The 12,895-nt window shown below is 72.1% G+C and carries 9 protein-coding genes; 6 read left to right on the forward strand and 3 right to left on the reverse strand.

Annotation, left to right across the window (positions count from 1 at the left end; translation table 11 throughout):
* Positions 1-10: 10 nt before the first annotated feature.
* Genes purD through H6726_27740 form a run of 3 tightly spaced genes read left to right on the forward strand, consistent with a single transcriptional unit; the run spans position 11 to position 3,723 of the window.
* Positions 11-1,297 carry a phosphoribosylamine--glycine ligase gene (purD, locus tag H6726_27730; GenBank protein ID MCB9661469.1) on the forward strand — a complete coding sequence of 429 codons (1,287 nt, stop codon included), beginning with the start codon at positions 11-13 and terminating at the stop codon, positions 1,295-1,297.
* Positions 1,294-3,426, forward strand: a complete 2,133-nt coding sequence (locus tag H6726_27735) for a hypothetical protein (protein ID MCB9661470.1) — start codon at positions 1,294-1,296, stop codon at positions 3,424-3,426. Before purD ends, H6726_27735 begins: the two co-directional genes overlap by 4 nt.
* Positions 3,427-3,459: 33 nt before the next feature.
* A complete protein-coding gene (locus H6726_27740; protein ID MCB9661471.1) occupies positions 3,460-3,723 on the forward strand; it encodes a hypothetical protein in 264 nt (87 codons plus the stop codon).
* A gap of 4 nt (positions 3,724-3,727) precedes the next feature.
* Here the strand turns inward: H6726_27740 and H6726_27745 are convergent, their stop codons facing one another.
* Both H6726_27745 and H6726_27750 read right to left on the reverse strand, forming a co-directional pair.
* The gene (locus H6726_27745; GenBank protein MCB9661472.1) at positions 3,728-4,801 is read right to left on the reverse strand and encodes an RluA family pseudouridine synthase; all 1,074 of its coding nucleotides are present in this window, start codon (positions 4,799-4,801) and stop codon (positions 3,728-3,730) included.
* A gap of 8 nt (positions 4,802-4,809) precedes the next feature.
* A complete protein-coding gene (locus H6726_27750) occupies positions 4,810-5,475 on the reverse strand; it encodes a DUF72 domain-containing protein (protein ID MCB9661473.1) in 666 nt (221 codons plus the stop codon).
* Positions 5,476-5,632: 157 nt separating this feature from the next.
* On the opposite strand from H6726_27750, the gene H6726_27755 reads away from it, so the two are divergent.
* On the forward strand, positions 5,633-7,267 hold the full coding sequence (locus H6726_27755) for an OmpA family protein (protein ID MCB9661474.1): 1,635 nt from the start codon (positions 5,633-5,635) through the stop codon (positions 7,265-7,267).
* A gap of 155 nt (positions 7,268-7,422) precedes the next feature.
* Here H6726_27755 and H6726_27760 read toward each other — a convergent pair whose 3' ends face one another.
* A complete protein-coding gene (locus H6726_27760) occupies positions 7,423-8,169 on the reverse strand; it encodes a hypothetical protein (GenBank protein ID MCB9661475.1) in 747 nt (248 codons plus the stop codon).
* 221 nt (positions 8,170-8,390) lie between these two features.
* On the opposite strand from H6726_27760, the gene H6726_27765 reads away from it, so the two are divergent.
* Both H6726_27765 and H6726_27770 read left to right on the forward strand, forming a co-directional pair.
* Positions 8,391-11,687, forward strand: a complete 3,297-nt coding sequence (locus H6726_27765) for a tetratricopeptide repeat protein (GenBank protein ID MCB9661476.1) — start codon at positions 8,391-8,393, stop codon at positions 11,685-11,687.
* Positions 11,688-11,738: 51 nt separating this feature from the next.
* Positions 11,739-12,893: an acyl-CoA dehydrogenase gene (locus H6726_27770; GenBank protein ID MCB9661477.1), complete on the forward strand. Its 1,155-nt coding sequence runs from the start codon at positions 11,739-11,741 to the stop codon at positions 12,891-12,893.
* The last annotated feature ends 2 nt before the right edge of the window (positions 12,894-12,895 follow it).

Here is a 12,895-nt window from a genome sequence, read left to right on the forward strand (position 1 = left end):
GAGGTCACCCATGAAGGTCTTGGTCATCGGAAGCGGCGCGCGTGAGCACGCCCTGGCGTGGAAGCTCTCGCAGGACGAGGGCACGTCCGTGGTGGTCGCCCCCGGCAACGCGGGCATGAGCGCCGTGGCCGAGCGGCGCCCGCTGCCCAAGGCCACCCCCGAGGCCGTCGTCGCGCTGGCCCGTGAGGTCTCTGCCGACTTCGTGGTGGTCGGCCCCGAGGCCCCGCTGGTCGACGGCGCGATCGACGCGCTCACTGCAGCGGGCATCGAGGCCTTCGGGCCGCCTCGCTTCCAGGCGCAGCTCGAGGGCTCCAAGATCTTCTCCAAGGAGTTCATGGCGCGGCACGACGTGCCCACCGCTGGCTTCCGCGTGTTCGACGACGCAGACGAGGCCGAGGCCTACGTGCGCGGCGCCGGTCGTCCGCTGGTGGTGAAGGCCGACGGCCTCGCGGCGGGCAAGGGCGTCACGGTGGCCAAGGACGGCGACGAGGCGGCGGACGCCGTCGACCGCATCATGCGTCAGCGCGAGTTCGGCGGTGCCGGCGCGCGCGTGCTCGTCGAAGAATGCCTGGTGGGCGAAGAGGTCAGCTTCCACGTCGTGTGCGACGGCGAGCGCTACGTGGCGCTCGCGCCCGCGCAGGACCACAAGCGCGCGTTCGACGGCGACCAGGGACCCAACACGGGTGGCATGGGCGCCTACTCGCCGCCGCCGGTGTTCACCGACGCCGTGCTGCAGAAGACCCTCGCGCGCGTGGTCGAGCCCACCCTCGCGGGCATGCGCGCCGAGGGGCACCCCTTCCGCGGGGCGCTCTTCGTGGGGCTGATGATCGTCGACGGAGAGCCGCTCGTGCTCGAGTACAACACGCGCTTCGGCGACCCCGAGTGCGAGAGCATGATGATGCGCTGGAGCGGGTCCATCCTGCCCCTGCTGCAGGGCTCGGCCCGCGGCGACCTGAGCGCTGTGACGCCCGCCTGGGACGCCCCCGTCAGCCTGTGCGTGGTGCTCGCGTCGGGGGGCTATCCGGGCGCCTACGAGACGGGCAAGGTCATCACCGGGCTGGACGCGGCGGCGCAGGTCGAGGGCGTGCAGGTGTTCCACGCCGGCACCGACGAGCGGGACGGACAGCTGGTCACCAAGGGCGGCCGCGTGCTCACCGTCACGGCTGTTGGCGAGACGTTCGACCAGGCGGCCGAGCGGGCCTACCGCGCCGCGGACGCCATCGCCTTCGACGGCAAGATGCTGCGCCGGGACATCGGCTTTCGCGCCCGTTCCCCCGAGGGCCTGCGCGGGTCGTGACGCGCCACCCGTGGCTGGCCCTGGTCGACGCGCTGGGGCTCCTGCTCGTCCTGGGCTTCGCGCTCCAGGTGCTGCCCGCGCGCTATCTCCCGTTCGACCTGCCCCTCGGGCTGCTCGCGCTCTCGTTCTGCGTGTCCGCCCTCGCGCTGCTGCGTGGCGGGCTGGCGGGGGCGCGGGTGGCGGGCTGGGCCATCGCGCTGCGCATGCTGTTGGGTCTCGGCTTCCTCGGACTCTTGACCCTCACGGCGGCGGACATCAGCGGACGCTTCGGCCCCATCGGTCCGGTCGGGGCGGGCTTCATGGTGTTCGGGTTGCTGCTTTTCTTTCCCTACGTGATCGTCTTCCCGGCGCTCCAGCTGGCGCACCTGACGCGGGTTCACGGAGGTGACGCGGCCCGCGCGGCGCGCCGTCTGCGCGGGCTGCTGTTGGGCGCGCTCACCGCGCTCGGGCTCGCGCTCCTGGGAGGTCGGGCCTACGCCATGGGTCACACCGCAGACGCGCCCAGCGAGGACGTGATGCGCGCGGCCTTCGCCGCCATGCGCGGGGAGGGCGAGGCACCCGCGCACGTCGCGGCCGGGCCCGTGGTGCTGGAGCTCATCCGAGGGGGCCGCTCGCGCGCCCAGTACGTCGGGACGGAGTCTCTGCACGAGACGGTGGAGGGCGCGCTCGCGCGCTTCGGCACGCCGTTGCCCACCGACGGGCACTGGGTCGTCTCCGTGCCCACGCGTCGCTCGCGCCCGTCGCCGCTGCCTTGGCTTCATCTGCTCCAGATCGCGCCGCTCCACGACGGCGTGCTGCTGACCCGGGGTGATGCGCGCGCGGTCGAGACCCCGACGGTGCTGCAGCTGAGCGGCGCGCACGTCGCGGTGCCCTTCGCGCCCATGCCCGTGTTCCAGTTCGGCACGGACTTCGGGGCCATCGTGGCGCGTCTCGGCGCGCAGCTCGAGGCGGGGGAGCCAGCCGGCGACCCCATCGTCGAGGTCCTGCGCTTCGCGACCTTCACGGATCCACCGTTCCGCGACGCCACTCACCGCCGGCCCCTGCCCGAGGCGAGCGAGGCGGCCGTGCGCGCGGCGGTGGTGGACAGCGTGGAGTTCATCGTCCGGTTCCAGCGCGCCGACGGTCTCTTCGGCTATCAAGTGGACGCAGCCCGGGGCATCCCGAACAACGCGGGTTACGACTTCACCCGTCACGCTGGCGTGGCCTACTTCCTCGCCCAAGCGGCGCGCATGCTCCCGTCCACGCGCGCGCTGCTCGGCGCGGAGCGCGGCGTGCGCTTCTTGACCCAGCGGGTGCGTCCCTGCGGCCCGCACGGAGCGCGCTGCGTGGTGACATGGAACGGGCCCGAGTTTGGCTCCACGGCGCTCTTCGCCGCGGCCTTGTTCGACCTGCGGGCGGTGGCGGACACGCCCGAGCTGGCGCAGCTGCAGCGCGACCTGCTGACCTTCTTGCATGCCCAGCAGCGCCCTGACGGGGAGATGCGGCACGGCTTCGACCTCGAGCGTGGCGAGCCCATCGACGTGCAGCTCATGTACTTCAGCGGGGAGGCCGCGTTGGCCCTGGTGCGCGGTGCGGCCAGCAGCGAGGACCCGGCCGACCGCGACGCCGCGACGAGGCTGCTGCGCTACCTGGCGGTGACCGAGCGGGACGCGTTGGGCGAGCCCTACCTGATGGGCGAGGAGCACTGGACCTGCATCGCGTACGGTGAGTACCAGACGCTGCTGGGCGCGGAGCTGCCCGAGGTGCGCGACTTCTGCGACCGCTGGGCGGCCTTCTCGCGGCGCGTGCAGTACGACGAAGGGGAGACGGTCTGGGACGTGACCGGAGCGTACGGCCTCGGGCCCATCATCCCGCCCCAGATGAGCGGCACCGCCACGCGCACCGAGGCCTTCGCGGCGCTGGCCAGCTGGCATGGCGACGCGCGGGACCCCGACCTCGAGCGTCAGGTGGAGCGGGGCGTGCAAGCGCTCCTCCAGCACCACTTTCTGCCAGGCCCCACGCACCTCATGCGGCGACCCGAGGCCATGCGCGGCGGCACCACGGGGGCGCTCGGGGACCTGGTCGTGCGCAACGACTTCGTTCAGCACGCGGGGTCGGCCTACCTGCGTTACCTCTCCGCACGCTTTTGACATGGGCGCCGGGAACGCGGTACACATCGCGTCATGGCTCTGATCGAAACGGAAGAAGCGGCCCGCCGCTTGTCGCGCGCCATCGCCAGCGACCTCTCGCTCTACAACGAGGACAAGATCGTCGAGGGCATCAAGGGGGACAACCTCTTCAGCGTGCTCGAGGGCGAGATCGAAGAGGGCCGCGCGCTGTTCCGCAGCCGCGTCGCCCCCGAGCTGTTCGAGAAGAACTTCTACGACCGCGCCATCATCGACATCCTCGTGCGCAGCAAGGGGCACGTCGAGTCGGTCATGTGGTGACGGCTCAGCCGCGTAGCTCGGCGAGTGCGGCTTGGAAGTCCGCCGGAGGGGGCGCCTCGAACCGCACGGGTTCGCCCGTGATGGGGTGCACGAAGCCCAGCAGCTCGGCGTGCAGCGCCTGGCGGCCGATGGCGGCCTCGGCACGCTGAAGACGCGGGTCGCGGCTCTTCTTCCCGTAGAGCGGATCCGCCAGCACCGGCGTGCCGGCGTCGCTCAGGTGCACGCGGATCTGGTGCGTGCGGCCGGTCTCGAGGGTCAGCGTCATGAGCGCGCCACCGTGCAGCCGCTCCGTCAGCGCGGCGTGCGTGATGGCGGGCTTGCCCTTGTTCACGGTCGAGCTGAAGCGCTTGCGGTCGTGCGGGTGCCGCCCATGCAGCGTGTCGAACGTCTGCGTGCGCAGGTGCGGCCCCACGGCGATGGCCACGTAGCGCCGCTCGATGGTGTGGGTCTGGAACAGGCGGACGAGCCCCTCGTGCCCTTCGGGCGTCTTGGCCGCCACCATCACCCCGCTGGTGTCCTTGTCCAAGCGGTGGACGATGCCCGGGCGCGCGTGCCCTTCACGGAGCGAAGGGTGCAGCTGGGCGTGATGGAGCAGGGCGTTCACCAGCGTGCCGGTCGGATGCCCCGGCGCGGGGTGCACCACCATCCCTGCTGCCTTGTCGATGACGATCAGGTGCTCGTCCTCGAACAAGACCCGGAGCGGCAGGTCTTCGGGCAGCGCCTCCATGGGCGGCGGGGGGGCAGGGCGCAGCAGCACCACGCCCAGCGGTGCGGCGAGCGTCTTGCGATCCACCGGTTTTCCATCGAGCGTGACACGCCCTTCCGCGATGAGGCGCTGGATGACGCTGCGCGAGAACGGCATGTCGCCGTGCTCGGCCAGCACGCGGTCCAGACGCTCACCCGCGTCCTGTTCGCGGAGGAGGATGCGCAGCGCGGCAGGGGGCGCTGCACCCGGTCCCGCGACGAGCTCGTCGTCGTCTTCGACGTCCGGGGCGTCGAGGAGTTCGTCCCCGTGCGACCCCGCGGTCGCGGCGCTGTGCGACCGGTCGCTGCTGGGCGGATGAGAAGGCGACGTCATCGGCGCGTTCAGCGGGCCGACAGGCGCCCGAGCAGCTGGTTGGCGTTGGTCTCCATGTCGATGTTGCAGAACACGCAGAAGGTGTCGCGCTTGCTCACGTCGGGGAGGGCCTTGATGTGCTGGGACAGCTGGTCGATGGAGGGTTCGTCGTAGCGACTCCGGTGCCCGGCGGGCCCCGCCAGGCGGATGTAGCGCAGCGGGCCGCTTTCGACCGGCTCGTGCAGGAGGGGATCGTAGGCCGCCACGACCGAATCGGATTGGGCCGCCTCCAGCACCTGCGCCGGCTTCCAGGCGGGGAAGTCGAACACGAGGGCAGGGCCACCCTTGCGCGGTGCCAGCCCGACGATGCGCTTGAGCGCTGCCCGGTTGGTCTTGGTGGGGGTGAACGTAGCGGGGGCCCCGAACACCAGCGCGCGCGCCTTCAGCTCGGTGCACAGGGCCATGACCGCAGTCAGGGCCTCGTCCGACTCGGCCGTCTTCTTGAAGGACGTGTCCCCCAGCAGCTTGGGGGCCAGCACGGAGAAGGCGAAGTCTTCCGGAGACTCACGGGTCCAACGACGGATGGAGCCTCGCCCAGGCATCGCGATCTCGGTGTCCGAGATCTCGACGGCCGGGAATGCGTCCCAATAGCGACTGACAGGGACGGGAAAGCCGGAGCACGCGACCAACAGCATGGGCGCGGAGTATGACAGAAAACCGTGTGCGTGGTGGCCATTGCGCGCCCGCCTGTGCGCCGAGTGAGCAATCCTGCGCCCCGTGCTGCGGGGTTCGTGGTAGCGTCGCGCCGTGGGTCAGCTTCTGTCTCCCCGTCCTCCGCGCTCGCGATCCGCCGTGCAGCTGCTGTCCCTGCGCGTGCTGCGGTCGGCGTCGGCGGTGGCCCTTGCCCTGGTGATGGCCGCGCTCGGTGCCGTGCCAGCGCACGCGCAGCGACCCACGCTGGACCTCCAGCTGTTCCAGCCCACGCTCGCGACAGGCACCACGTTCACGTTGGACCGCCCCGAGGTGCCGCGTCACCTCAGCATCGTCGCGGGGCTCGGGGTCAACGGAGCGGCTGGGCTGCTGGAGCGGCAAGACGGCGAGAGCATCGCCCCCTGGCGTGTCCAAGCAGACCTGCTCTTCGCGCTGGGCCTGTTCGAGTGGGTGGAGCTCGGCGTCGCGTTGCCCGTCGTGTTCGGCGCGACGGGCCAGTTCATCGAGAGCGGCCCCATTCGAACGGACACGCACGTCTCGCTCGGCGACGTCCGCATCGGCTTCAAGGTGCCCATCCTGCGTGGGCAGACGGCGCTCTCCGCGCGCATCGAAGGGACCTTGCCCTCGGGCGGCCGCTCCACCTACGCGCGGCAGCGCTACTGGTCGCTCACCCCGGCGCTGGTCTTCGCGCACCATGCAGGCGACTTTACCTTCGGCGCGGACCTGGCTTACCGTTTCCGCGACCGCTCGGCCGTCCAGGGCTTCGAGTTCGACGACGAGCTGCAGGTCAAGCTGGGCGCGAGCTACCGTGTGGTGCCGCTCCTGGCGCTGGTGGCCGAGACGCACCTGCGAGCTGGCCTGGGAGGACGGACACGGCGCGCCAACGAGTTCCCCATGGAGGTGGAAGCGGGGGTCAGGCTGTTCCCCAGCGCCGCGTGGACCATCGACGTCGGCGCCGGCACGGGCGTGCTCGCGGGCTACGGGGCGCCACAGGTCCGTGGCTTCGTCATCGTGCGCTACAGCAACGAGCGCGAGCCGTGTGCGGCGGGCCCCGAGGACTTCGATGGGTTCGAGGACGGCGACTTCTGCGCCGAGCTGGACAACGACGCGGACGGACTCGAGGACACCGTGGACGCGTGCCCGAACGACCCCGAGGACATGGACGGGTTCGCGGACGACGACGGCTGCCCGGACGTGGACAACGACGCAGACGGCATCCCCGACGACACCGACACGTGCCCGCTCGAGTCCGAGGACCACGACGAGTACCAGGACGAAGACGGCTGCCCCGAGCCGGACAACGATGGCGACGGAATCGCGGACGGCGCCGATCAGTGTCCGATGGAGCCCGAGGACCGCGACAACTACCAGGACGACGACGGCTGCCCCGAACCGGGGCCCGGTCAAGCCACCGTCACCGTCACCGATACGCGCATCCTCATTTCGGAGCGCATCTACTTCGACTTCGACACGTCCGAGATCCGCTCCGTGAGCCTGCCCCTGCTCGATCAGGTGGCCGACGTGATCCGCTCCCTCCCCGGACGGCGGCGCATCCGGGTGGAGGGCTACACCGACTCGGAGGGCGACGATTCCTACAACGCCGACTTGAGCTACACACGCGCGCGCGCCGTGGTGGACTACCTCGTGGGACGCGGCGTCAACCGGGAGAGGTTGCTCTACGAGGGCTACGGCGAGCGCAACCCGGTCGCGCCCAACGACTCCCCCGAGGGCCGCGCGCTGAACCGTCGCGTCGAGTTCACCATCATGCCGGACTGACTGTGTCAGTCCGGGTGCATGCCGGACTCACCCACTCAGTCCGGGTGCATGCCGGACTCACCCACTCAGTCCGGGTGCATGCCGGACTCACCCACTCAGTCCGGGTGCATGCCGGACTCACCCACTCAGTCCGGGTGCATGCCACACTGACGGTGTCAGTCCGGGTCCTCGACCTTCCACACGCCGTCTTCGAGGATGAGCTGCACCGCGGCCCCTTCGCCGTACGTCATCGTGGCCCGGTCCCCCACCTCTTCGATGGGGTTGTCGAGGTTGGCGCGCAGGCTCGCCACCAGCCGCTCGATCTCCTCGCGGCCTTCCCCCTCGAATGACGCGCGCAGGCGCTCTTCGTCCATTCCGTCGCGGCTGGCGTTGGGTACGAAGCGCAGCACGATGTCGTAGCGCCGCCGCTCCATGGCGCGCACGAACGAACGAACGGCCGCGCGTGGGGTGCTCTGGTCGTAGAGGTTCGCGGGGTTCCCGGCGATGCGCCACTGCCCGTCCTCCTGCACCAGGGTGAGCTCCTGCCCGTCTGCGTAGCGCACCACGGCCGTTACCTCGGCTTCGCCGTCGATGCGCTGAAGGAGGGCCGCCACGTCGCGGGCTTCGTCGGGGTGGTCACTGAGATACCGCTCGAACTCCTCGTACGAAACGCGCTGGCGGTAGTCCTCGGACAGCAGCGCGTAGGCCTGGCGTGGTCGGTCCTGGCGGATGGCCTCGGAGAACTCGCGCACGGTGGTGTCTGCGGCGCTCGACCCGCTTCCGCAGCCCGCCAAACCGCCCAACGCAACGCCCGACAGCAAGAGCGACGAGAGGGCGGCATGCCAGGTGGCACGGGGGCTGCGCTGGACCCGCGGGGGAGGCGGGCGGAGGCTAGCGATGGGGCGGCGAAGGGACGAGGACATGCGCTGGAACAGTGCCAGCGTTGGGGGGCGCGGGCGAGGGCTTTTCGGGTCGGGCTCCGCCCGTGCACCAGGCTCTGCGCGTCCAGCACACCGGCGACGGATCGCTGGATACCGCGTTGGCTCCCACAGAATCATTGGGCAATTGGACCGCATGAGCGGGGCCAGGGGTGCGCTGTGTGCCGGAAAGCGGCCCATTCACGCGGAATCGGTAGAGTCCAGCCGTGTCCGACGACCTCAGCCTCGACGCGCGCGTGCTGCGCTTTCGCTCCGACGGAGACGCGGAGCGAGGGCCCGCCTTCGCGCGGGAGCTGCTCGAGGCACGGCGTCCGCGCGAGGCCCTCGAAGTCCTGTCGCGGGCCGTCGCGGCGCGTCCCGACGATCCCGAGCTGTTGCGCCTAGCGGCCCGCGCGCTGCTGGCCGACGGCGACCCGCTCCGCGCGCAGCAGACCCTCACACGCATCATCCGGGCCGATCCGCAGGACGTCGATGCGTACCTGCTGCTGGCCGACGCCCTGCGCGCTCGTGGTGACGAGGGCCGGGCGGACGCCGCTCTGGCGAAGGCTCGCTCGCTGGCGGAAGTGGACGCGCCCGTGACGCGCCCTACGGCGTCGTCGACCCCTGCTCCCGCACGGCCGAGTCTGGCTTCGGAGGTCTCCGCGCCTGGCCCATCCCCTCAGGTCGTGCCTGGCGTGGTGCCAGCCACGACGACGCAGGTCCCGGAGGAGAGCCGGTCGACGCCCGAGGCCACCGAGCGCGACGAGCTCCAGCGCGACGTGGCGGACCTGCTCGCGACGGCGATGAAGACGGCGTCGGCCCATCCTGCGGCGCCCGTCGGTGGTGTGCGCGAGGTCGCCATCCCCAAGACGGCTCCCGTCCCCACCTCCGTCGCCCCTCCATCCGTATCTCAGCCGCTTCCGCCGCGGCCGAAGGACGCACGCGGCACGCCCGCGCCGTCCATCGCGGCGCCCGACGTCCCGCCTCCTGCGAAGTTGGCGCCGTCCGCCGTCGTGCCGCCACCCGCGATGGCGGCGCCGTCCGCCGTGCCGCCTGCGAAAGCGGCTTTGTCCGCGCCCGCGCAAGCGGCCTTGTCCGCGCCCACGAAGCCGTCGCCGTCTGCGCCCCTCGCGCCAACGGCGACGGCGGATCCCCCAACGGCGACCGAGGATCCGCCGAGCGCACCCTCACCGCGCCCTGGGCCGCGACGCAGCCCCACGCTGCTCGGCTTCGCGCCACCGCGACCTCCTGCCCGGCCCGCGTCCGTGGCGCCCCCACCCAACACGGCACCGCTCCCGGCCATCCGCCCGCCGAGCGTCAGGCCGCCCGGCCTGGGCGCGGCACTCCCGCCCCCCGTGGTTCCGCCGCCCGGTCGCGCAGCGCAGCTCGGCGAACCGTCGTCGAGCGCGACGGGGACGGACGACGACGAGGACATGCCGACGGCGTTCATGGATCGCGAGAGCCTCGTGAACGCGCTCGCGTCGCACCCGGTGGTCACCGAGGAGGTGTCGCAGGCGGCGGCTGCCGACCGCGCAGGCGACGTGCCGCGTGCGGGCGTCGACGAAAGTGGCTCCGCGTCCAGGGCGGCGCCGTCCACGGCCCAGCTGGCGGACACGCTCCCGGAGTTCGCCGTCAGCGCCGACGCCGCCGTGGTGCCCGTGGTGCTCCCAAAGAACGCGGCTCTGCCGGCGCTCGGGCTCCGCAGCGGGGCGCGGACACAACCCGAGGCACCCGCCGCGAACGCGACGGACGTCGCGGCCGACGGGTCGAGCGCAACTCCTTCCGGGGCAGGGCAGCGTGCCCAGCGCAAGGGAGAGAGCGGGCGCGCCGCGGTCGGTGGAGCCCGGGCAGGCGCATCATCCGCCGCGAGCGCCTCCGGGCCCGACGAGCAGACCTCGGAGCACGTCCCGTCGGACGCACGCGACCATGCCCGCGACGAGGCTGCGCCCGCTCCACCTCGCAAGCGACGGTGGGGCGCGGTGCTGATGGTCGCCATCGTGCTCTCCCTCGCTGCCGGCGCCGGGGCGCACGTGGCGGGGGTGCTGCCAGCGCCATGGTCCCGGGCGATCGACGCGCAGCTCGACGACATGCGCGGCGGCGCACGCGGGGACTCGACGGCGGTCGACAGCCCCCCGCCCACGCCGACACCTGCCGCGACCACCTCCGCGGGCGCTCCGCTCGCGCCCGAGCCGCCCGCGGACGAGACGAGCGCGTTGGACGCTTTCGATCGCACGCTCGCGGGCGGGCAGATCCCGGACGGTCTCTCGACCTTGGCGGAAGGCGACGCCATCACGGACGCGAACGCCCTGCGCGTGCGTGCGGAGGCCATGCTGCTCCAGCTCGCGCCGTGGTGGAGCGACGAGCCGGGCGATGTGTCCGACGCCTCGCGCGCAGTCGTGCTGGACGCCATCGCGACAACGCTGGCCGCAGGAGACACCAATCGCGCGGACGCGCTCGCGCTGCGCGCATCCGCTCTGCGCTTGACGGCCGCCGCGCTGGACACGGAGGCGCTGACCGCCGCTCGCGCGCTCGCCGACGAGTTCCCGGACGACGCGCTCGCGCAGTGGACGCTGGCCGAGGCGCTGATCGCCCACGGCGACATGAGCGACGCCGACGCGGTCTTGTCGCGCGTCATCGCCGAGGGCCCAGAGACGATGCGTGCGCGGGCGCTGGTCCAGCGCGCGTGGCTCGCTCACCAGCGCGGTGACGCCACGGCCGAGCGGCAAGCGCTCGAGGAGGCGCGGGCCCTTGCCCCGTCGTGGGGGCTGGTCGCGCTGCGGCAGGTCGATCTGCGCCTCGACGCGGGAGACTACGCTCCCGTCCTCGATGAGCTGTCCGCGATGGACGCGGAGCCCACGCCCGCCCGGACGCAGCGCCAGCTGCGGGCCGCGCTGGGACTCGAAGCGTACGAGGCGGCCGAGGCGTTGTTCGCCCAGCTGCCCGAGCCCGCGCGCGCGGATCCACGCTACGCGCCCGTCGTCGCCCAGTTTCAGCTGATGCGCGGTGAGCCCGCCGAGGCGGCCCGCCTGCTGGCCGAGCTCGCCTCCGCAGAGGGTGCGGACCCCAGCGTCATCGCGCTCTACGCCGACGCCCTCTACGAGGCCGGGCGGACCCTCGAGGCCAGCGCCCAGTACGAGCGCGCCATCGCGCGTGACGCGTCCCACCCCGAGGCGCTGATTGGCTTCTCGCAGGTGCTCCTGCGTGCCCACAAGCACCGCGAGGCGCGTGCGAACCTCGACCGCGCCGAGGCCAGCCTGCGCGGGCGCGTGCGCCCCCCCGCGACGTTGGCGCGGTTGCAGGTCGTGCGCGCACGGGTGATGGTGGCCGAGCGCGAGATGGCGCAGGCGGCCGCGTTGCTGCGGCGCACGTTGGAGATCCCCGGCGCGCCCAGCGAGGGCTGGTTCTACCTGGGGGAGGCTCTCAGCGGCTCTCACTCCCCCGAAGCGCGCGCCGCGTACGAGCGCTACCTGGCGCTTCACCCGGTGGGCCCGCTCGCCGCCCGGGCCAGGCGCGCCATCCAGTAGCTTTGCGTCGCCGAGAGGGCGGGTCTTGGGTATCCTCGCGCCGGAGCAGCGATGGACCTGACCCTCACCGAATCTCAGCGCATGGTGCGCGACATGGCCCGCGAGTTCGCGGAGAACGAAGTGGCGCCGCGCGCGCGGGAGCTCGACAAGGCGTCGCGCTGGCCGGAGGAGCTGGTGACGCAGATGGGCGCCCTCGGGCTGATGGGCGTCGCCATCCCCGAGGAGGACGGCGGCGCGGGCATGGACCACGTGAGCTACGCGCTCGCGGTCGAGGAGATCAGCGCAGCCTGCGCCTCGTGCGGCGTCATCCTGAGCGTCAACAACTCGCTGGTGTGCGACCCCCTGCACAAGTTCGGGAACGCCGAGCAGAAGCGCGAGGTGCTCCGGCCGCTGGCCTCGGGGGCCGCGCTCGGCTGCTTCGGACTGACCGAGCCGAGCAGTGGCTCGGACGCCAGCGAGATGCAGACCGTGGCCGTGCGCGACGGGGACGGCTGGGTCATCGACGGCAGCAAGAACTGGATCACGAACGGTCCCCACGCGGACACCATGCTCGTGTTCGCCTGCACCAACCGCGACGCGGGCGTGCGGGGCATCAGCGCGTTCATCGTCCCGGCCGGCACGCCTGGCTTCAACCCCCAGCCGGCGGACCACAAGCTGGGCATCCGCGCGGCCCACTCGTGCACGATGTTCTTCGAGGGCTGCCGGGTCCCTCGGAGCGCCATGTTGGGCAGCGAGGGAGAGGGCTTCAAGATCGCCATGTCCACGCTGGACGGTGGGCGCATCGGCATCGCGGCGCAGGCGGTGGGCATCGCGCGCGCCGCCTTCGAGAAGGCGGTCGCCTACAGCCACGAGCGCCACGCGTTCGGCGAGCCCATCGCGAAGAAGCAGGCCATCCAGTTCAAGCTGGCGGACATGGCCACGCAGCTCGAGGCCGCCCGACTGCTGACGCTGCGCGCGGCATGGCTGAAGGACCGCGCGCGCACCGAGAAGCTGCGCCACACGCTGGAGTCGGCGCAAGCCAAGCTGTTCGCGTCCGAGGCCGCCACCCGCATCACGCACCAAGCGCTGCAGGTCTACGGTGGCTACGGCTACTCCGAGGAGTACGACATGGAGCGCCACTACCGGGACGCGCGCATCACCGAGATCTACGAGGGCACCAGCGAGATCATGCGCCTGGTGATCGCGGCGAAGACGCTCGAGGCGTGACC

Source organism: Sandaracinaceae bacterium, assembly GCA_020633055.1.
In the GTDB taxonomy this organism is placed as follows: domain Bacteria; phylum Myxococcota_A; class Polyangia; order Polyangiales; family Houyiibacteriaceae; genus JADJJE01.